General features: G+C 73.0%; 19 protein-coding genes. 2 read left to right on the top strand and 17 right to left on the bottom strand.

The genetic code is table 11. The features are described 5' to 3' along the window. From IH25_RS0133615 to IH25_RS0133550, 14 genes are all read right to left on the bottom strand, one after another. On the bottom strand, nucleotides 1-207 hold a 207-nt coding region (locus IH25_RS0133615), incomplete at its 3' end, for a biotin carboxylase N-terminal domain-containing protein (RefSeq protein WP_280842554.1). A gap of 336 nt (nucleotides 208-543) precedes the next feature. After that, on the bottom strand, nucleotides 544-753 hold the full coding sequence (locus tag IH25_RS0133610; RefSeq protein ID WP_030619607.1) for an acyl-CoA carboxylase subunit epsilon: 210 nt from the start codon (nucleotides 751-753) through the stop codon (nucleotides 544-546). Between the two features lie 25 nt (nucleotides 754-778). After that, nucleotides 779-2323: an acyl-CoA carboxylase subunit beta gene (locus IH25_RS0133605; RefSeq protein ID WP_030619605.1), complete on the bottom strand. Its 1545-nt coding sequence runs from the start codon at nucleotides 2321-2323 to the stop codon at nucleotides 779-781. A gap of 69 nt (nucleotides 2324-2392) precedes the next feature. After that, on the bottom strand, nucleotides 2393-3085 hold the full coding sequence (locus IH25_RS38095) for a 4'-phosphopantetheinyl transferase family protein (RefSeq protein ID WP_245172965.1): 693 nt from the start codon (nucleotides 3083-3085) through the stop codon (nucleotides 2393-2395). 103 nt (nucleotides 3086-3188) lie between these two features. Next, the gene (locus tag IH25_RS0133595; protein WP_078844561.1) at nucleotides 3189-4718 is read right to left on the bottom strand and encodes an FAD-dependent monooxygenase; all 1530 of its coding nucleotides are present in this window, start codon (nucleotides 4716-4718) and stop codon (nucleotides 3189-3191) included. Between the two features lie 19 nt (nucleotides 4719-4737). Next, nucleotides 4738-6213: an FAD-dependent monooxygenase gene (locus IH25_RS0133590; RefSeq protein WP_030619598.1), complete on the bottom strand. Its 1476-nt coding sequence runs from the start codon at nucleotides 6211-6213 to the stop codon at nucleotides 4738-4740. Then, the gene (locus IH25_RS0133585; RefSeq protein WP_030619595.1) at nucleotides 6203-7150 is read right to left on the bottom strand and encodes an aromatase/cyclase; all 948 of its coding nucleotides are present in this window, start codon (nucleotides 7148-7150) and stop codon (nucleotides 6203-6205) included. The genes IH25_RS0133590 and IH25_RS0133585 overlap by 11 nt, the downstream gene beginning before the upstream one ends. A 27-nt stretch (nucleotides 7151-7177) precedes the next feature. After that, nucleotides 7178-7960 carry a 3-oxoacyl-ACP reductase FabG gene (gene fabG / locus IH25_RS0133580; RefSeq protein WP_030619590.1) on the bottom strand — a complete coding sequence of 261 codons (783 nt, stop codon included), beginning with the start codon at nucleotides 7958-7960 and terminating at the stop codon, nucleotides 7178-7180. 135 nt (nucleotides 7961-8095) lie between these two features. Continuing rightward, entirely contained in the window at nucleotides 8096-8368 is a 273-nt protein-coding gene (locus IH25_RS0133575; RefSeq protein WP_030619587.1) for an acyl carrier protein, read from the bottom strand. 127 nt (nucleotides 8369-8495) lie between these two features. Then, nucleotides 8496-9719: a ketosynthase chain-length factor gene (locus IH25_RS0133570; RefSeq protein WP_030619584.1), complete on the bottom strand. Its 1224-nt coding sequence runs from the start codon at nucleotides 9717-9719 to the stop codon at nucleotides 8496-8498. Then, entirely contained in the window at nucleotides 9716-10987 is a 1272-nt protein-coding gene (locus IH25_RS0133565) for a beta-ketoacyl-[acyl-carrier-protein] synthase family protein (protein ID WP_030619581.1), read from the bottom strand. The genes IH25_RS0133570 and IH25_RS0133565 overlap by 4 nt, the downstream gene beginning before the upstream one ends. Further along, nucleotides 10984-11316 carry a TcmI family type II polyketide cyclase gene (locus IH25_RS0133560; protein WP_030619579.1) on the bottom strand — a complete coding sequence of 111 codons (333 nt, stop codon included), beginning with the start codon at nucleotides 11314-11316 and terminating at the stop codon, nucleotides 10984-10986. Before IH25_RS0133560 ends, IH25_RS0133565 begins: the two co-directional genes overlap by 4 nt. A gap of 107 nt (nucleotides 11317-11423) precedes the next feature. Next, the gene (locus tag IH25_RS0133555; protein ID WP_030619575.1) at nucleotides 11424-12911 is read right to left on the bottom strand and encodes an FAD-dependent monooxygenase; all 1488 of its coding nucleotides are present in this window, start codon (nucleotides 12909-12911) and stop codon (nucleotides 11424-11426) included. A gap of 369 nt (nucleotides 12912-13280) precedes the next feature. After that, a complete protein-coding gene (locus tag IH25_RS0133550) occupies nucleotides 13281-14153 on the bottom strand; it encodes an IclR family transcriptional regulator domain-containing protein (RefSeq protein ID WP_078844560.1) in 873 nt (290 codons plus the stop codon). 641 nt (nucleotides 14154-14794) lie between these two features. Between IH25_RS0133550 and IH25_RS0133545 the strand changes: the two genes are divergently transcribed. Next, a complete protein-coding gene (locus IH25_RS0133545) occupies nucleotides 14795-15340 on the top strand; it encodes a hypothetical protein (protein ID WP_051754344.1) in 546 nt (181 codons plus the stop codon). Then, nucleotides 15337-15528, top strand: coding sequence for a hypothetical protein (locus IH25_RS0133540; RefSeq protein ID WP_030619570.1), 192 nt, complete (start codon nucleotides 15337-15339; stop codon nucleotides 15526-15528). The genes IH25_RS0133545 and IH25_RS0133540 overlap by 4 nt, the downstream gene beginning before the upstream one ends. 13 nt (nucleotides 15529-15541) lie before the next feature. On the opposite strand, the gene IH25_RS0133535 is transcribed toward IH25_RS0133540, so the two are convergent. From IH25_RS0133535 to IH25_RS0133525, 3 genes are all read right to left on the bottom strand, one after another. Next, the gene (locus IH25_RS0133535) at nucleotides 15542-16228 is read right to left on the bottom strand and encodes a TetR/AcrR family transcriptional regulator (RefSeq protein WP_051754343.1); all 687 of its coding nucleotides are present in this window, start codon (nucleotides 16226-16228) and stop codon (nucleotides 15542-15544) included. After that, on the bottom strand, nucleotides 16225-17058 hold the full coding sequence (locus IH25_RS0133530) for an NAD(P)H-binding protein (RefSeq protein ID WP_030619568.1): 834 nt from the start codon (nucleotides 17056-17058) through the stop codon (nucleotides 16225-16227). The genes IH25_RS0133535 and IH25_RS0133530 overlap by 4 nt, the downstream gene beginning before the upstream one ends. Before the next feature lie 302 nt (nucleotides 17059-17360). Next, nucleotides 17361-18593: an MFS transporter gene (locus IH25_RS0133525; RefSeq protein ID WP_078844559.1), complete on the bottom strand. Its 1233-nt coding sequence runs from the start codon at nucleotides 18591-18593 to the stop codon at nucleotides 17361-17363. Between the last annotated feature and the right edge of the window lie 102 nt (nucleotides 18594-18695).

Below are 18695 nucleotides of genomic sequence, written 5' to 3'. Positions count from 1 at the left end.
ACCGAGGTCGCGGATGGCCTGCGGGGGCGGACCGATCCAGATCAGACCCGCGTCCAGGACCGCCTGGGCGAACTCGGCGTTCTCCGACAGGAAGCCGTAACCGGGGTGGATCGCGTAGACGGCCACGCTCGCGATCCCGGCGTCCCGGCAGGCCCGGGCCACGCGGACAGCGATTTCGCCACGGTTGGCGATGAGCACCTTGCGCAGACTCATTTCGAGATCCCTTCCCCGGCGCACCGCACCGGCGCCAACATCGACTGCCACCCGTTCCCCATCCGTACCACCCTGGCGCCCGCCCCGATGTCGCCCATCCGGTGACCCCGTCGCGGAGACCGGTGTGCCGGCCGGGGACTCGCGGCACGCGGCCGTGCGCCGTGGCCCGGCAGGACACCGGAACCGGCGTCGGTGTGGTCCGTGTGGTCGATGCGTGGGCCGAGGCGGGTGCGCGGTGCCGCCACCTCGTCGGGCGCGTGGGGAGAGGACACGTGCTGCTCCGTGGTTCTGTCGTGGTCCGCGGTGGTACGTGCGTGCCGGACGGGCCGGCTACGAGGCGGTCTGCCAGCTGTGCGAGGCCAGGAATCCGGCGTTGCGCTCCAGCCGGAACCAGCGCGCGGCGGCCGGACGCGGGGCGGCCGGTTCCGCCGCGGCGCCCGTCCGCTGCGCGAGCACGGTCAGTACGGCCGTCAGCGCGGCGATTTCCTCGGCGTCGGCCTGTCCCCGGACGATCCGGAAGAGGGGTTCCTCGGTGCTCATGGGCTCAAGACCTCCGTCGCGGGTGTCACTGGGGCGGGTTGCCGTGCTTGCGCATCGGCAGGTCGGCGTGCTTGGTGCGCAGCATCGCCAGGCCGCGGATCAGGACCTCGCGGGTGTCGGCCGGGTCGATCACGTCGTCCACCAGGCCGCGCTCGGCCGCGTAGTAAGGGTGCATCAGCTCGGCCTTGTACTCCTTGACGCGCTGCCGGCGCACGGCCTCGGGGTCGTCGGCGGCGTTGATGTCACGGCGGAAGATGACGTTGGCCGCGCCCTCCGCGCCCATCACCGCGATCTCGTTGGTGGGCCAGGCCAGCGCCAGGTCGGTGCCGATGGAGCGGGAGTCCATGACGATGTAGGCGCCGCCGTATGCCTTGCGCAGCACCAGGGAGATCCGGGGCACGGTCGCGTTGCAGTACGCGTACAGCAGCTTGGCGCCGTGCCGGATGATGCCGTTGTGCTCCTGGTCCACGCCGGGCAGGAAGCCGGGCACGTCCAGCAGGGTCACGAGGGGGATGTTGAAGGAGTCGCAGGTCTGCACGAAGCTCGCGGCCTTCTCGGACGCGGCGATGTCCAGCACGCCCGCCAGGGACTGCGGCTGGTTGGCGATGATGCCGACCACCTGGCCGTCCAGGCGGGCCAGCGTGCAGATGACGTTGGTGGCCCAGCGTTCGTGGACCTCCAGATGGGTGCCGTCGTCGACGATCTCCTCGATGACGGCCCGCATGTCGTACGGCCGGTTGCCGTCGGCCGGCACCAGGTCGTACAGGGCCTCGCCGCGCCGGTCCGCCGGGTCGTCGCAGGGGACGGCCGGGGCGCTCTCGCGGTTGTTGGCGGGCAGCATCGACAGCAGGAAGCGGACCTCCTCCAGGCAGGTCTCCTCGTCGTCGTACGCGAAGTGCGCGACGCCCGAGGTCTGGGCGTGGACGTCCGCCCCGCCCAGCCCCTCCTGGCTGATCTCCTCGCCGGTCACCGCGCGCACCACGTCGGGGCCGGTGATGAACATCTGCGAGGTGCCGCGCACCATGAAGACGAAGTCGGTCAGCGCCGGGCTGTAGGCGGCGCCGCCCGCGCACGGGCCGAGCATGACGCTGATCTGCGGGATGACGCCGGAGGCGCGGGTGTTGCGCTGGAAGATGCCGCCGTAGCCCGCGAGCGCGGTGACGCCCTCCTGGATGCGGGCGCCGGCGCCGTCGTTGAGCGACACCAGCGGCGCGCCGGCCGCGATCGCCAGGTCCATCAGCTTGTGGATCTTCTGGGCGTGGGCCTCGCCGAGCGCGCCGCCGAAGATGCGGAAGTCGTGCGCGTAGACGAAGACGGTCCGGCCGTGGACCGTGCCCCAGCCGGTGATCACACCGTCGGTGTACGGCTTCTTCGCCTCCAGTCCGAAGCCGGTCGCCCGGTGCCGGCGCAGCTGCTCGATCTCCTGGAAGGAGTCCTTGTCCAGCAGCAGCTCGATGCGTTCGCGGGCGGTGAGCTTGCCCTTGTCGTGCTGGCGCCGCGTCGCGTCCGGATCCGGGCCGCCCCGGGCCGACTCCTTGATGTCGAGCAGCTCGTCAAGCTGTTTCCTCATGGGTACCCTCCGGTTCCCTTGCCAACTGGTCGGTGGGCTCGTTGTCGTGGGCGGCCTGGTGAATGGCCGTCAGTCGGTGAGGTCAGGTGAGGAGACGCGCACCGGCAGCCGGCGTACGCACGGGACCGGGGGTGCCGTGCCGAGGACGGCGACCGCCGCGGTGTGGCCGTCGGCGCGGGGCAGGTCGGTGACCGTCCAGCCGTGCGGCCGGGCCCGGGTGTCGGCGCCGAGGTAGTCGGCGGACGCGGGGCGGGCGAGGCCGGTGCCGATGCCCTTGAGGTACGCCTCCTTGCGCGCCCACAGCTGGGCGAACGCGCCGGGGCGCGCGCCGGGCGGCAGCCGGTCCAGTTCGGCGCGTTCGGCCGGGTGCAGCGAAGGGACGCAGGCGTCGACGGTGCCGGGGCCCGGCACCCGCTGCACATCGACGCCCACGGGGACCGCCGCCACCCCGATCAGGGCCAGCCCGTGGCTGTGCGAGAGGGAGAAGTGCAGCGGGGGCGGGGTGCCCGGGACCGCGGGACGGCCGTGCGGGCCGCCGCACCCCGGGCACGGCTCGCGGACCAGGGCCACCTCCCGCGCGGGAACGCGCAGGTAGGCGCCGAGCAGGGTGCGCAGGGCGAGGTGCGAGGCGACGTAGAGGGCCCGGTCGGCGGGCCGGCGCAGCGAGGCCGCGCGCTTGCGCTCCGCCGCGTCGAGCACGTCGCGGACGCCCGGGGCGGCGAGAGGGTCCGGGGTGGCGCGTGCGTCAGGGTCGGCGCGCACGCAGCGCACCAGCCACAGGTCCACGCGCCGGCCGCCCGGGACCGGGAGCGCATCCGGTACCGGTACCGGTACTGGCACCGGACCCGGCACCGCCCCGCGTTCCTCAGCTCGCGTGCGCAAGCCGGATCCGCGGCTTCGCCGGGCCCGCCCAGCGGTCCAGGGCGGTGCGGACCGCCGCCGGGTCCGGGCCGTCGGCCGCCCAGGCGACGTATCCGTCCGGGCGGATCAGCAGCGTGGTGCGGACGTCCGCGGGGGCGGTCACGACGCGGTCGGACCAGTCGGCCACCGCCGCGCGTACGGTCTCGTCGGGGCTGAGCAGCACGAACCGGCCGGTGCCCAGGGCGCCGTCGAGCCGGCCGCCGGTCAGCCGCCCGTGGAAGAACCGGCCGACGAGCCGGTGGTCGCCGCGCTCCCGCCCGTAGGTGATACCGGTACCGGAGACGGCCAGGCCCTCCCGGCGGCCCAGCGCCTGGCCGAGCGGGCCGAGGTGTCCGGCGAACCAGATCATCGCCTGCTGGGCGAGCCGGGTGCGTCCGCTCTGCCGGATGGCCGCGCGCACCAGGGAGCCCGAGGTGCGCAGCACCTCCTCGCCGACCGGGTGCGTCTCCGCCTCGTAGGTGTCGAGCAGCGCGTCGTCGCCGTGGCCGCGCACCGCCGCCGCCAGCTTCCAGGCAAGGTTCATCGCGTCCTGGAGGCCGGTGTTCATGCCCATGCCGCCGGCCGGGGAGTGCACGTGCGCGGCGTCGCCGGCCAGGAAGAAGCGGCCCTCGCGGTACCGGGTGGCCTGGCGCTCGTCGCTGTGGAAGCGCGAGACCCAGCGCGGCTCGTGCATGCCGAAGTCCCGGCCCAGGATGGCCTGGCACAGCCGGCGCAGCTCCTCGAAGTCCACGGACTCGTCCGCCGAGCTGTCGGTGTGCCGGTTCCAGGCGAGCACGCGGTAGTAGCCGTCGCCGAAGGGGGCGACGAAGGCGAACCCGTGCTCGTTGGCGTCCACGGTGAGCAGGTCGGCGGGCGCCTCCTTCATCAGCACGTCGGCGAGGATCACCGAGCGCAGCACGGAGTCGCCGGGGAAGGGGATGTCCAGCAACCGCCGTACGGTGCTGCGCACGCCGTCGGTGCCGACCGCGTAGGCCGCACGGTGCGTCTCCCGGGTGCCGTCGGCGGTGGTGGCGTCCAGCTCGACCCCGTGCGCGTCCTGGCGCAGCCCGGTCACCTCGGTGTCGTGGCGGAACTCCACGCCGAGGGAGACGGCCCGCCGCTCCAGCACGCGTTCCACGTGAAACTGCGGGGTGATCAGCACATACGGGTAGCGGGTGCGCAGGTGCGCGAAGTGGATGTCCAGCTCGCCGAAGAGCGGCAGGGTGGGCAGCCGGGTGCCGGTGGCGATGATGTCCTTGGCGACGCCGCGCTCCTGGAGCTGCTCCAGGGTGCGCGCGTGCACGGTGAACGAGCGGGTCAGATTGCTCAGTTTCCGGCCGCGCTTCTCCAGGACCGTGACCCGGGCCCCGGCGGCGGCGAGGTCTCCCGCCAGCAGCAGGCCGGTCGGGCCCGCGCCGACGACCAGGACATCGGGGACATCGGGGGCGGTCGCCGTGCGGGGGCCCGCCGGGGGCCGCGGTGCGGACTTCGACATGTCGGTTACTCCCTCGTACTCAAGACACCGGTGCGCCGAACCAGCGGTGCAGGGCCGTCTCCAGCCGGCCCGCGCCGGAGTCGGTCCAGACCACGTGGCCGTCGGGGCGTACCAGGACCGCGCGCGCCCCCGAGAGGGCGGACGGGCCGTCGGCGGTACGGAACGCGGCCGTGACGACGTCCACCCGGTCCGCCCAGCCGGCGGCGACGGTACGCGGATCCGGCCCGGACGGGCCGCCGGGGCCCGCGAGGTCCAGCAGCACCCCGCGCGCCGCGCGGCAGGCGGAGTCGGGGGCCTCGTCCAGCTCGCCGTAGGGCATGCGGGCGCCCAGCAGCGGATGGTCGCCGGGGCCGACGTCGTACCGGATGTCCAGGCCGCTGATCAGGCCGGCCAGGTGGGCGCGGGTGTGGCGGGTGTGCGCGGGGTCGATCAGCTCGCGGAAGACCTCGCGCAGCGCCTCGGTGTCCGGGCCGCCGAGCAGGAACGTCGTCTGGGCGCGGATGTTGCTCAGCACCCGTGCGCCGACGGTGTGCCGCTCGGAGTGGTACGTGTCCAGCAGGCCCTCCGGGGCCCGGCCGCGGATCTCGGCGGCGAGCTTCCAGCCGAGGTTGACCGCGTCCTGGAGGCCGAGGTTGAGGGCCTGTCCGCCGACGGGCATCTGCACGTGCGCGGCGTCCCCGGCGAACAGCACCCGGCCGTCGCGGTAGCGGGCCACCTGCCGGGAGGCGTCCCCGAAGGCGTTGACCCACAGGGAGGTGCCGCCGCCGATGTCCTCGCCGGTCACGCGCTTCCACACGTCGACGACCTCGGCGAAGTCGGGCGCGCCGGTGCGCGGGCGGGCCGCGCGGCCGAACTCGTGCACCATCACCCGGGTGACGCCGTCGGGCCGGCGGGCGGCGATGGCCAGGCCCCGCTGAAGCCGCTGGAAGCGCCGGTCGGGGATGTCGATGCCGGCGACGTCGGCGCGGATCAGTTCGCGGCCGGCGTCCTGCCCGGGGAAGTCGGCCCCGGTCAGCTCGCGCACGGTGCTGCGCTCGCCGTCGCAGCCGACCACATAGCGGGCGCTCACCCGCACGGGCCGGCCGTCGGGGCCGGTGGCCTCGGCCTCCACGCCGGTGTCCGTGACGGTCAGCGCGCGCAGTGCGTGGCCGCGGCGGACGGTGGCGCCGAGGGAGAGCGCCCAGGTCTGGAGCAGTTCCTCGGTGCGGGTCTGCGGGACCTTCCACTGGCCGGGGTACGGCGTGGGCAGGGTGAGGTCCAGCGGGACGCCGCCGAAGTGGCCCATCACGTCGTTCGGCGGGGTGCCGAGCGCCTCGAGCAGGCCGCGGGCGGCGAAGATCTCCATGGTGCGGGCGTGCAGGGTCGACGCGCGGGACTCGGTGGTCGGCCGGGGCAGCCGTTCCAGTACGACCACCTCGGCGCCGCCGAGGCGCAGTTCACCGGCGAGCATCAGCCCGACCGGGCCCGCGCCGACGACGAGGACGTCAGCCCGCATGGGCGCGCCGCGCTTCGGCGTAGTCCTTGGCGTGGCCGAGGGTGGCGCGGCTGTTGGTGCTCAGCGCGCTCTGCACATAGGCGCGGGCCTCGGGGATCCCGGCGTCGGGGCCGAGGATCCGCGTGATGTTGTCGGTGTTGAGGACCACCGTGTGCTGGGAGGAGGCCGACACTCCGTCCGCGTCCTCGGTGAAGGTCCAGTAGCCGGTGTGCAGGTTCATCAGCGCGGGCAGCGTGACCTGCTTGTAGGCGATCTTCCGGTGCGGGAAGCAGACCCGGTACGACTTGGTGGTGTGGGTCGAGCCGTCCTTGGCCCGGGTGTCCATCTCCAGGGTCTGCAGGCCCGGGTACTCCTCCTCGCAGCGCACGCTGGCCACGTGCGGCAGCCGCTCGGACCACAGGTGGGCGTCGTTGATGAAGTCGTAGACGTCCTTGGCCGACCCGTCGATGCGGACCGTGTCCTCGAAGGAGAAGGTGATCTCCTGGGCGGCGTGCGCGAACTCCACGTTGGTCTTCAGCGAGGCCAGCTCGGTGCGGGAGTTGCGGTCCACGGCCTCGTCGATCCAGGCCAGGCCGGCCGGGTCGTCGTCGATGGCGCGGTAGTCGTGCAGCAGCCGCACCCGGGCCGCGGAGTCGCCGGCCGGCTCGATGATCCAGGTGCCGCCCATGGCCGCGACCGGCGGGGCGGAGACCTCCTGGCGGAAGGTGATCGTCAGGCCCTGTGGGTCCAGGGTGCGGCGGGAGGTCCAGTTCTTGGCCTCGCCGTTGGCGGTGGCCCAGATCCGGATCCGTTCCTCCCGCTCCCCGCCCTCCAGGCGGTCGGCGAAGATGGTGGGCGGGAAGATGCGCGGCCAGTTCTCCACGTCGGCCAGCAGCCGGTACACCGCCTCGGCCGGGGCGGCGATGGTGATCTCGTGCTCGACCTCACGGGTGGTCATCGCGGTAGCTCCTTGGAAGGCGGGGGATCAGAAGTTGCCGAGGCCGCCGCAGACGTTGAGCGCCTGCGCGGTGATGGAGGCGGCGGTGTCGGAGGCCAGGTAGCCGACCAGCCCTGCGACCTCCTCGGGGGTGGAGTAGCGGCCGAGCGGGATCTTGGACTGGAACTTCTCCAGGATCGCGTCCTCGGTGGTGTCGTAGGCGGCGGCGTAGCCCTGGCGCACCCGCTGGGCCATCGGCGTCTCGACGTAGCCCGGGCAGACCGCGTTGACGGTGATGCCGGTCGGGGCCAGCTCGTTGCCGAGGGCCTTGGTGAAGCCGACCACGCCGTGCTTGGACGCCGAGTACGGGGCGCCCAGGACGACGCCCTGCTTGCCCGCGGTGGAGGCGATGTTGATGATCCGGCCCCAGCTCTTGTGCCTCAGGCCGCCGGTGTTGAGCACCTCGCGGGTCAGCCGGAACACGCTGTTGAGGTTGGTGTCGATCACGTCGTGCCACAGCTCGTCGGCGATGTCCGCGGTCACCCCGCCGCCACTGCGGCCGGCGTTGTTCACCAGCACGTCCACCGTGCCGAACCGGTCCACGGCCGCCCGCACGAACGCGTGCACGTCGGCGTCGGAGCGGACGTCCAGCGTGGCGCCGTCCGCCTCCAGGCCGGCGCTCTGCAGCTCCTTCACGGTCGCGGCCACGTTCTCGGCGTCGCGCGCGCCCAGGAACACCCGGTGTCCCTGTTCGGCCAGCAGCCGGGCCACGGCCAGACCGATGCCGCTGGTCGCCCCGGTCACCAGGGCGACCCGCTTGTCCTGCGCCATTGTTTCCTCCTGCGGATCTCGATGCGGATCTCGATGCGTGAAAAGAGCCGCCGCCGGACCGGGGTGCTTTCCGGCCGGTCCGGCGGCGGGGCCGCGAGGGTCGTTCGCGACCGGTGTCGGGCGACGGCGCCCGGGTCAGACGGCGGTGGGCTGGCCGATCTGCGCGTTGACGACCTCGATGAGGGCGCGCGGGGTGGTGGCGTCGGTCAGCGCGGTGTCGTCCAGCGTGATGCCGAACTCGCGCTCGATGCGGCCGCCGGTCTCCAGCAGCGCCAGGGACTCGTAGCCCAGCGCCTCGAACTCGGAGTCGAGGAAGTCGGCGCTGTCGAGGTCGACGCTCTCGTCGGCGCCGGCGCCTTCGAGGAGGATGCGCTTGAGGTCGTCGACGGTGAATTCCTTGGTGGCCATGGGGATGTCCTTCTTCCGTGAACACGTGAACAAGCGGGACGGCGCCCGCCGCGGGATCGCCGGTGGTCTGCGGCGACCACGGGCGCGGGATCGTCAGCGGTCTGCGCGGACCGCGGGCGCGGATTCGTCAGTGGGCGGCGCGGACCACGAGCGCGGAGTTGAACCCGTTGAAGCCGCGGGCCAGGACGAGCGCCGTGCGCACCTCGGCCGGGCGGGCCTCGCCCGTGACCAGGTCCAGGTCGTAGCCGTCGGCCGGCTCGACGTTCGTGGTGGGCGGGATCAGCCCCTCCTCGATGGCGAGCAGCGCGGTGGCCACGTCCAGCGGGGCGGCGCCCGAGTACAGGCGGCCGGTCATGGTCTTGGGCGCGGTGACCGGGACGCCGCGGGCGCCGAAGACGGCGGTGAGCGCCTCGGCCTCGACGCGGTCCAGCTCCGGGATCGCGGCGGCGTCGGCGAACACCACGTCCACCTCGTCCGGGGTCACGCCCGCGTCCGCGAGGGCCAGCTCGATCGCCTTGCGCAGGGCCGGCGGACGGCCGCTGCCCGGCTTGGGGTCGAACGTGGCGCCGTAACCCGCGATCTCGCCGTACGTCCGGGCGCCCCGGGACCGGGCGGCCTCGGCGTTCTCCAGGATGAGGATCGCGCCGCCCTCGCCCGGGACGTGCCCGCGCGCCTCGGCGTCGAACGGCAGGTAGGCGCGCTCGGGGTCGTCGCTGGTGCTCAGCCGCTTGCCGGCCAGCTGGGCGACCCAGCCCCAGGTGCACACGGACGCGTCCATGCCGCCGGAGACGATCAGCTGGGTGCCCTTGCGGATCTGCCGGCGGGCCTGGGCGAGCGCGTCCAGGCCGCCCGCCTGCTCGCTGACGACGACGCCGCTGGGCCCCTTCATGCCGTTGCGGATCGAGATCTGGCCGGAGTTGACCGCGTAGAACCAGGCGAAGGACTGGTAGGCGCTGACGTGCTGGCCGCCCTTGCTCCACAGCGCCTGGAGTTCGCGCTGGCCGAACTCGAAGCCGCCCGAGGAGCTGGCGGTGACCACGCCCATGTCGAACTCGGGCAGCTCCTGCGGCTTCACCCCGGCGTCCGCGAGCGCCCAGTCGGCGGCCACGAGCGCGAGCCGCGTCATGTGGTCGGTCTGCGGCAGCAGGCGGCTGGGCAGGTGGTCGCGGGCTTCGAAGCCGGGGACCTCGCCGGCCAGCCGGGAGGGGTACTGCGAGGGGTCGAAGCGGGTGACGCGGCCGATGCCGCCCTTGCCGGTCCGGGTCGCCGCCCAGTAGTCCTGGGTGCCCAGGCCGTTGGGGGCCGCGACGCCCAGTCCGGTGACCACCACCTTCGTGGCCGTGCCGGTCATGCCACGCTCCTCTCGGGCCGGGCGAGCACCATGGCGCTCTGGAATCCGCCGAAGCCGCTGCCGACCGTCAGGACGGTGTCCGTGCGGTGCTCGCGCGCGGTGAGCGGCACGTAGTCCAGGTCGCACTCCGGGTCGGGGGTGTGCAGGTTGGCCGTCGGGGGCACGACGTTGTGCTCCATGGCCAGGGCGGACGCGGCGATCTCGATGGAGCCGATCGCGCCCAGCGAGTGGCCCACCATCGACTTGATGGAGGAGACCGGGGTGCGGTACGCGTGGTCGCCCAGGCTCTTCTTGAACGCGGCCGTCTCGTGCCGGTCGTTCTGCTTGGTGCCCGAGCCGTGCGCGTTGATGTAGTCGATCGCGTCGCCGTTGATCCGGGCCTCGTCGAGCGCGACGCGGATGGCCTCGGCCATCTCGGCGCCGTCGGGGCGCAGCCCGGTCATGTGGTACGCGTTGGAGCGGGTGGCGTAGCCGGCGATCTCGGCGTAGACGTGGGCGCCGCGCGCGCGGGCGCTCTCCAGCTCCTCCAGCACGAAGAAGGCGGAGCCCTCGCCGAGCACGAAGCCGTTGCGGGTGCCGTCGAAGGGGCGGGAGGCGTGCCCGGGGTCGTCGTTGCGCGGGGTCGTCGCCTTGATCGCGTCGAAGCACGCCATGGTGATCGGCGAGATCGGCGCGTCCGACGAACCGGCGATCATGACGTCCGCCGAGCCCTCGCGGATCAGCTCCACCGCGTGGCCGACCGAGTCCAGCCCGGAGGTGCAGCCGGTGGAGACCACCGTGCTGGGGCCCTCCGCGCCCACCTGCCAGGCGACCTCGGCGGCGAAGGAGCTGGGGACCATGTGGTTGTACAGGTGCGGGACCGCGTACGTGTGGTCGACCAGGTCGAGCAGGCCGCCGTTGCTGACGACCCGGTACTCCTGGTCCAGCCCCATGGTCGCGCCGACCGCGCTGCCCACGGTGACGCCGACGCGATAGGGGTCGATGCCGGTCAGCTCGATGCCGCTGTCGGCGACCGCCTCGCGGGTGGCCACGACGGCGAGCTGGGCGGCGCGGTCCATGCGCCGTGTCTCCTGCGGGTTCAGACCGTGTTCCGCCGGATCGAAGTCGATCTCGGCGGCGACCCGCGAGCGGAACTGGGCGGGGTCGAAGAAGGTGATGCCGCGGGTCGCGGTGCGGCCCTCGCTCAGCAGGCTCCAGAAGTTCTTCACACCGATGCCGCCCGGCGCGAGCACGCCGATGCCGGTGATGACGACGCGCCGGGGCGTCATGCGGAGGCCTCCCAGTGGTAGAAGCGCGTGGCCATCGCGTCCTTGGGCGAGCGCCACGTCTGCGGGTCGTACGCCTCGATGAACGGCTTGAGGTCCTCGCTGATCCGGATGAAGCGCGGGTCGGTCTTGGCCTCCTCGATCAGCTCGCCGCCGTTGTCGGTGTCGAAGTCCTGGAGGTGGAAGTACAGGCCCCGGTACTTGAACAGCTGACGGCGGCGGGTGCCCATGCGGTGGGGCATCTCGGTGTCGTCGAAGGCGCCGAAGAGGGCCGCGACGTCGTCACTGGCGTGCGGCTCCATCCGGGCCACGATCAACGTGCTGTGCTTCATGGTGGGTGTCTCCTCACGACGGTTCGCGACCGGACGCGGCCGGGCGCGGCCGGAGTTGCTCGGGCGGGTGACGCAAGAGGCGGGGTGGTACGGGGCGGTGGGGGCCGTCAGCGGGACGGGCCGAACCAGCGCTCCAGGGCGGCGGTCAGCTCTCCGGGACCGCCGGGCGCGACCCAGGCCACATGGCCGTCGGGGCGCACCAGTACGGCGGTGGCACCGTGCGGCGCCTGGTCCTGGGCGGCGCCGTGCGGGGTCGCGGTGACGGTGTCCACGCGGTCCGCCCAGCCGGCGGCGGCGCGCCGGAGCGCGGGGTCGTCGGCGAGGTCGAGCAGCAGGCCGCGCGCGCGGTGCAGCAGGGCGGTGGTGCTGGTCTTGTCGCCGCCGGCGGTCACGAGTTCCAGGTGCGGCATGCGGCGGCCGGGCAGCGGGTGGCCGGTGGCGCCGACGTCGTAGCGGATGTCCAGGCCGCTGATCATTCCGGCGAGGTGGCGGCTGACGTCCTCGTACGCGATCAGCTCGGCGAGCACGTCGCGCAGCGGCTGCATCTCGCTGCCGCTGAGGTAGAGCAGGCCCTGGGCCTGGGTGTTGGTCAGCAGCCGGCGGCCCACCGGGTGGCGCTCGGTGTGGTAGGTGTCGAGCAGCGCCTCGGGTGCCGTGCCGCGCACGACGGCGGCGAGCTTCCAGCCCAGGTTGACGGCGTCCTGGATGCCGGTGTTCATGCCCTGGCCGCCGGCGGGCAGGTGGATGTGCGCCGCGTCGCCGGCCAGCAGGACGCGTCCGCGGCGGTACTCGGTGACCTGGCGGGCGGCGTTGCCGAACGCGCTGATCCACACCGGGGTCGCGCCGCTGATGTCCTGGTGGGTCAGGCGCTGCCAGGCGGCGGCGACCTCGGCGAAGGGCGGCGGCCCGGTGCGCTCGCGCGGCGGGTTGTCGCGCTCGCAGACGATGATGCGGTGGATGCCGTCGCCGATGGGCACCGACATGGCCATGCCGCCGGGCACGGACTCGCCGATGGGGCGGGGCCGCACCTCGCAGTCGGTGATGTCCGCGAGGTACATCTCCATGGTCGCGGCGGTGCCGGGGAAGTCGAAGCCGGCGAGCTTGCGGACCGTGCTGCGGCCCCCGTCGCAGCCCACCAGATAGCCGGCGCGCAGCTGTTCGGGGCCGTCCGGGCCCTCGATGCCGAGGAGGACGCCGTCCTCGCCGGCGGTGAGGGCGACGAGTTCCCGGCCGCGCCGCACCTGGACGCCGAGCTCGTCGAGCCAGGCGCCGAGCACCGCCTCCGTACGGTGCTGGGGCACGTCCTTGACGCTGAAGTGGGCGCCGTCGAGCACGCTGAAGTCGACGGGGGTGCCGCCGAAGTGGCCGAGCTTGCTGGTGACGATCTCCCCGAAGCGGGGCAGCAGTCCGCGCTGGTCGAAGACCTCCATGGTGCGAGGGGTGAAACCGAGCCCGCGGGACTCTCCGCTGGGCCGGGGAAGGCGGTCGATGACGACGGTCTCGACTCCGGCGAGGCGCAGTTCACCGGCGAGCATCAGCCCCGAGGGGCCTGCTCCCACGATGACCACGGGAACGTCGGCGAGGGCAGCGTCCATCCGCGCCTCCTTTCCTGTTGCGTACGTCCCGGGACGGGGAGACGCCGGGCGGTTGGCTGATGGCACGTCACATCGCCGCCTGCGCCGCTTACTTGTTCCGGCGCGGGCGGATGACGACGGACGGAGGGAAGGTGAGGGTGAGGGTTACGTGCGGCGGTACGGCCGCTTGAGGGTCGAGAGCACAGGCGCGTGAGGCCGGTGGAAGCGTCGGCGAGGTGGCTCTTCACGCCCCGGCGACTGGCGCGAGGCGGAGCGAACACCGGCCTGAGGGCACACGTGTGCCGCCCGATCAGCGTGACAGGTCGGCTGAAGGATGTCAATCGCCGTGCGGGGACGGCTTGTTCACCGGTCCCCGCGCAAGCGGCTCGTTCACATGACGCGGTGGTACGGGCCCAGCGACAGGCTCAGCTGGGTCGCGGCGGTGGTCGTCGCGTCGATCACGTCCGGGTGGGTGGGCCCGGCGGCCGGCAGGAGCACCAGGACCGCGCCGAAGACCCAGCCGTCCCACATCACGGGGGCCGCGCAGGCGTTCCAGCCGGCGATGCACTCCTCCAGGCCGATGGCGTAGCCCTGGTCGCGTATCTCGCGCAGCGAGTCCCACAGCGCGCCGTCGTCCACCAGCGCGCCGGGGCCCGCCTCGGCCGCGGCGGGCTCGGCGGCCACCCGTTCCTGGAGAGGGCGCGGGAGGTACGCGAGGATCGCGCGGCCCGACGCGCCGATGCGCAGCGAGCGGGTGACGGTCAGCACGTCGCGGGGTGTCATGCCGAGTTCGGAGAGGTCGGAGTCGCCGACGGCCATGTCGACGCACTGCCGCTGGGCGCCGCCGAACGGGGCGAGCGTGTAGAGGAAGGCGAGCCCGCCCCCGGTGGCGGCGCGCAGCCTGAGCAGGATCGACCGGGCGGTGTGACGGTCGAGGGTGTGCGCCATGGCTTGCATGCCCACCAGGGCGGCCGTGGTGCCGAGTTGGTACATGCCGCGGCCGACGCGGTCGAAGACGCCCTCGTAGATGCCGGATTGCAGGATGCGGTGGACGGCGGAGTCGTCGAGTCCGGCCGCCTCGGCCAGCTCGCCGGGGCCGTGCGTCCGGCCGCGCAGCTTGAGGAACGCCTGCTGGACCCGGAACACGCGCTCCGCGTGAGTGGTGCCGCCCGCACGGACGCGCTCACCGGTCCGTCCCTCGGCCGAAACCGCGTGCATGTCCATGGCGACCCCCGTCTCTCCACCACGCACGATCCCGGCCATCCTAACCGGACACCTTGGTGACAATCCGTCAACAACGGCGGGCGGGCGGGGTCCGGCGCGGCCTCCCGAACAAGGAACAAGCCGGATTTACGGACACAAGTGAGCAAGCGGCACATAAAGGGGCACGCTTCCAGGGAAATCACCCCCGCTTACATGGGGATGTACGGCACAAACCTGGGCACCCCTCCCCCGTTTTCCCACCCCGTGAGAAATGATCGCCAGGCTCCACTTTCCCCTTTCTTTGCTTGACGAAGTCTTCTCCGCCTACGCAGACTGTGACTGCGAGCCGGGGCCCCACAGGCCTGAATTCATTCGGTTGCACGGGGGCAGTACACACTGATAAACCGCGATTTCACTTCACGTATCCGGCACATCCCAGTCATCATTCAGCGCGCGCCGCGCCATTCCGCCGCGCGGCGCCCTCTCGCGCCACCGCAGGCGCCAACATCCGGCCGTGCCCATGGCCTGACGGCCACGACCCAACGACGGGTCCGACAAACAGCAATTCCAGTTCAAAAAAACGGGGAAACGGAATGCGCCAAGCTCTGCAATTGTCAGAAACGTCGGAGGAAAAACCCGGTACGGATGCGCTGAGCCCGGTTCTGCGTACCCTCGCGGAACTTTACGAGGAATGCGGGCGGATGTTAGCGCACAGCCCGTACAGCCTGCGTCAGCGTGTCACCGGAAGCCGCGCCACCGGCATTTCCCTCAACGAGAAGGCCATGGCGATACGGACGGAGACGCAGAACACGCTCGGTTCCTGGGCGCGCCTGGTGGTGGACGAGTGCGGCGTGACCGGCCCGTCCCAGGAGGGGATCCGTCCCCTGGTGTCCTTCCTCATCCGCCATTCCGGATGGCTGGCCGCGCATCCGGCGGCCGGCGACTTCGCCGAGGAGATCGCCGCGCTCGTGCGGTCCGCCCGCCGGATCGCGGGCCCCGGTCCCGCCCACCGCGTCGACCTGGGGCGCTGCCTGCGCTCCGGCTGTGCGGGCACGCTGCGTGCCGTGGTGCACGACGGGGACGACGGGAGGCCGGGGCACGTGTCGTGCGACGCCGGGCACGCGCTGCCGCCGCAGCAGTGGCTGCTGGTCGCGCACCGCATGCGGCGGACCGCCTCGCGCGGCGAGCGCGCCACCCGGCGCCACGACGGTGACCGGGCCGGTGTACGCGAGGAGGCCGCCCGATGAGCCGTACGCAGCGGCGGCGCTACGTGCCCACGGAACTCGCCGCGCTCGCGGCCGGGGTCACGGAGGCCACCATCCGCAAGTGGGCCAGCCGCGGCAAGATCACCCGCTACGGCAGCCCCCGGCGCGCCCAGTACGACCTGGACGAACTCATCGCCCTCGTCGCCGACCGGTCCGACGCCCTCGGCTGACGGCCGGCCCCGGTCAGGACCCGGTCCCGGGGTCTGAACGTGGCTCCGTCCCGGGTTCGGATCCGGGTTCCGCGCCCGGCTCCGTCCTGGGTTCCGACCCTGGTTCCGACCCGGGTGCGATCAGGGCGCGGAACAGCGGTGCCGCCAGGCGCAGTACGTCGTCCAGGTCGGCCTCGGCCAGGTCGGGCATGCGCAGCAGGTACCGCTGGGTCGCGATGCCGAACATCATCGCCCCGGACAGCGCGGCGCGCAGCCGCGCGTCCGGGGCGTCGACGTTCGCCGCCACCCGCTCGACGGTCTCCTTGGTCACATGCCGACGCAGCAGCTCCGCGGCCTCCTCGCTGGTCATGCTGGTGCGCAGCAGCACCGCCATGGGGCTGTCCGGGTCGGCCGCCCAACTGCTCAGCATGGCGCGGAGGTAGTTGTCGACCGTGCGGGCCGGGTCGGGGGTCGTCAGCTCCTCGATCGGGACGTGCCAGCTGACCGCCTCGCGGAAGAGTTCCTGCTTGGTGCCGAAGTACTGGATGACGGACGCCTTGTCGACGTGCGCCTCGGCGGCGATGACCCGGATCGTGGCGCGCTCGTAGCCGACCTCGGCGAACTTGCGGCGCGCGGCCTCCATGATCCGCCTGCGCGTGCGCTCGCCCTTGCGCTCGGGTTCCGCGCCGGTGGCGCCGGTCTTCGTACGGTCCTCGGTCACCCGAAGTCACCGGCATGGTGGGCCGCCCACTCGGCGTAGGTGTGCGCCGGGCGGCCGGTGACGTCTGCCACCGCCGTGGAGACCGGCACCGTCGTGCCCGACTGGCGGGCGAACATGCGCAGCAGGGAGTCCACCGTCTCCGCCTCCAGGTGCCGGGTCATCCGCTCCCGGGCCGCCTCGGGCGTCAGCTCCTCGAAACGCAGCTCCCTGCCGAGCACCTCGCCCAGGATCCGTACCCGCTCGACCTGGGTCAGCGACTGGGGCCCGGTCAACTCATAGGCCTGGCCGACGTGTTCGTCGTCCAGCAGGGCGCGGACGGCCACGGCGGCGATGTCCCGCTCGTCGACGGGCGCGGTGGCGGCGTCGCCGTAGGCCGCGCGGACCACGCCTTCCGCCTTGACGCCCCACGCCCACGGCAGGTCGTTGACCATGAACGGGCCGGGGCGCAGGAACGTCCACGGCACACCGGAGGCGATGACGGCCTGCTCGTCGGCCGCGTTGAGCCTGCCCATCCGCTCCCGGCTCAGGTGTTCGTCCACCACCGACTGCGAGGACAGCAGCACCACCTGCTTCAGTCCCGCCCGCGTCGCGGCGTCCAGGAACGCTTGCAGCCGGCCGTGCACCGGGAAGAGGAACGCCCGTTCGACGCCGCGCAGCGCGGAGGCGAGGGACTCGGCGTCGGTCAGGTCGCCCCGGACCACGTCGACTCCGTCCGGCAGGCCGGCGCGCCGCGGGTCACGGGTGAGCGCGCGTACCCGCGCTCCCGCGTCCAGCAGTTCGCGCACCAGGTTCCGGCCGACGTTGCCGGTCGCACCGGTCACCAGGATCATCGCTCAGCCTTTCGTCCGTACACGCGCTCGGGAAAGGGGGCGGGGGGAGCCCCGGCCGACGGGGGTCGCGCAGGGCGTGTCGTACCTGCGCACGGCCGGGGCACTCGCCGACTCCCTTTCGATCAAGGGGCGTTGACGACGCTACGCCCGCCCCGGAGAAAAATCAACGCCTGTTTAGTTCTACGTCTTCGGACGTAGGACCGCAGCTCGAGCCGCTGATCCACCGCCGGAAGGCGGCATCCGGCCGGCGCCGGGCGGACCGCTGACCGGCGGACACCGCCCGGGCCCCGGCCGGCAGGCCGCTAACCGGCGGACACTTCTTGGGTTCCGGCCGGCTCCGGCTGCCCGGTCCCGGCGCCGGCCCGCTCGGTGCGGGCGACGGCGGCCGTGACCAGCGCCGCGGCCACGGCGAAGGCGGCGCCCGCCCAGGCGATCCACACGGCACCCGCCGCACCGAGGATCCCGGCGCCCAGCGCGCTGGACAGCGAGATCGCCAGGTACATCACGGCGGCGTTGAGGGAGACGGCCAGCGGCTCGCTGCCGGGGCTGGCCAGTGCCATGACGCGCTGCTGCTGCGGCGCGGTCACCGACCAGGAGGCGATGCCGCACACCGCCGTCAGCGCGACGGCCGCCGGGTAGGAGGACCGGACACCGGCCATGGCCGCGAACACCACCGTGAGCAGCAGCGTCGCGCCGATGACGACCGTGGCCGGCCCCTTGCGGTCGGCGAGCCGGCCCGCGGTGAGGTTGCCTGCGGTCCCGGCCAGGCCGAAGACCAGCAGCAGCACGGCCACCTTGCCGCCGTCCCCGCCGGTGGCGGGCTCGAAGACGGCGCTGATGTAGGTGTAGGGCAGGTAGATGCCGATGAACGCGATCAGCGTGCCGGCCAGCACCCCGGCGACCTTGCGGTCGGCGAGCGGGGCGAGGCGCCGGCGCAGCTGGGTCGGGCCGCCGAGGGTGACGTCGGGCAGCCGCAGGGCGATGACCGGGGCCACGACCAGGGCGAGCGCGGTGACGAACCACATGGTGGCCTGCCAGCCCAGCGCCTCGCCGATGACGGTGCCGAGCGGCGCGCCCAGCGCGAGCGAGGCGGTCAGCCCCACGGTGACGATGGCGATCGCCCGGCCCCGGTGCTCGGGCCCGGCCAGCGTCGCCGCGGTCGCGCCCGCGTTGGGGGTGAACATCGCGGCGCCGGCCGCGGCGATCACCCGGGCCGCCAGGACCAGCGCGTAGTCGGGGGCGAGGGCGGTCACCACGTTGCCGACGGCGAACACGCCGAGCCCGGTGATCAGCACCGTACGGCGCGACCAGCGGGCGGTGAACGCGGCGAGCACCGGGGAGAGCAGGGCGTAGGCCAGCGAGAAGACGCTGACGAGCTGGCCCGCCGCGCCCACGGAGATGTCGAGGGAGTCACTGATGTCGGGCAGCAGACCGGCGATGACGAACGCGTCGGTGCCGACGGCGAACGTGCCGAGCGCGAGCACACAGGCGTGGGTCCGCCAGGCGCGCCCCTGCTGTGCGGCGGGAGGGGTCATGGAAGCACCTGAGTTTCGATGAGCGTCGGGTATGTCGATCTCGATCGTAATAGAGGTTCGATGTGTATCGTAGATGTCGAGCGACATCGCCATAGTCGCGCG

The organism is Streptomyces achromogenes subsp. achromogenes, from assembly GCF_000720835.1.
Lineage (GTDB): Bacteria > Actinomycetota > Actinomycetes > Streptomycetales > Streptomycetaceae > Streptomyces > Streptomyces achromogenes.
The sequence above is the reverse complement of the archived record's forward strand: the minus strand, read 5'-3'. Positions and strand labels throughout refer to the sequence as shown.

Coding starts and splice junctions, on each gene's coding strand:
- IH25_RS0133530 (WP_030619568.1), bottom strand. CDS start 17,058: ATGATCCTGGTGACCGGTGCGACCGGCAACGTCGGCCGGAACCTGGTG.
- IH25_RS0133525 (WP_078844559.1), bottom strand. CDS start 18,593: ATGACCCCTCCCGCCGCACAGCAGGGGCGCGCCTGGCGGACCCACGCC.
- IH25_RS0133605 (WP_030619605.1), bottom strand. CDS start 2,323: ATGAGGAAACAGCTTGACGAGCTGCTCGACATCAAGGAGTCGGCCCGG.
- IH25_RS0133575 (WP_030619587.1), bottom strand. CDS start 8,368: ATGGCCACCAAGGAATTCACCGTCGACGACCTCAAGCGCATCCTCCTC.
- IH25_RS0133590 (WP_030619598.1), bottom strand. CDS start 6,213: ATGCGGGCTGACGTCCTCGTCGTCGGCGCGGGCCCGGTCGGGCTGATG.
- IH25_RS0133540 (WP_030619570.1), top strand. CDS start 15,337: ATGAGCCGTACGCAGCGGCGGCGCTACGTGCCCACGGAACTCGCCGCG.
- fabG (WP_030619590.1), bottom strand. CDS start 7,960: ATGGCGCAGGACAAGCGGGTCGCCCTGGTGACCGGGGCGACCAGCGGC.
- IH25_RS0133610 (WP_030619607.1), bottom strand. CDS start 753: ATGAGCACCGAGGAACCCCTCTTCCGGATCGTCCGGGGACAGGCCGAC.
- IH25_RS0133570 (WP_030619584.1), bottom strand. CDS start 9,719: ATGACCGGCACGGCCACGAAGGTGGTGGTCACCGGACTGGGCGTCGCG.
- IH25_RS0133565 (WP_030619581.1), bottom strand. CDS start 10,987: ATGACGCCCCGGCGCGTCGTCATCACCGGCATCGGCGTGCTCGCGCCG.
- IH25_RS0133545 (WP_051754344.1), top strand. CDS start 14,795: ATGTTAGCGCACAGCCCGTACAGCCTGCGTCAGCGTGTCACCGGAAGC.
- IH25_RS0133585 (WP_030619595.1), bottom strand. CDS start 7,150: ATGACCACCCGTGAGGTCGAGCACGAGATCACCATCGCCGCCCCGGCC.
- IH25_RS0133595 (WP_078844561.1), bottom strand. CDS start 4,718: ATGTCGAAGTCCGCACCGCGGCCCCCGGCGGGCCCCCGCACGGCGACC.
- IH25_RS0133555 (WP_030619575.1), bottom strand. CDS start 12,911: ATGGACGCTGCCCTCGCCGACGTTCCCGTGGTCATCGTGGGAGCAGGC.
- IH25_RS0133560 (WP_030619579.1), bottom strand. CDS start 11,316: ATGAAGCACAGCACGTTGATCGTGGCCCGGATGGAGCCGCACGCCAGT.
- IH25_RS0133550 (WP_078844560.1), bottom strand. CDS start 14,153: ATGGCCGGGATCGTGCGTGGTGGAGAGACGGGGGTCGCCATGGACATG.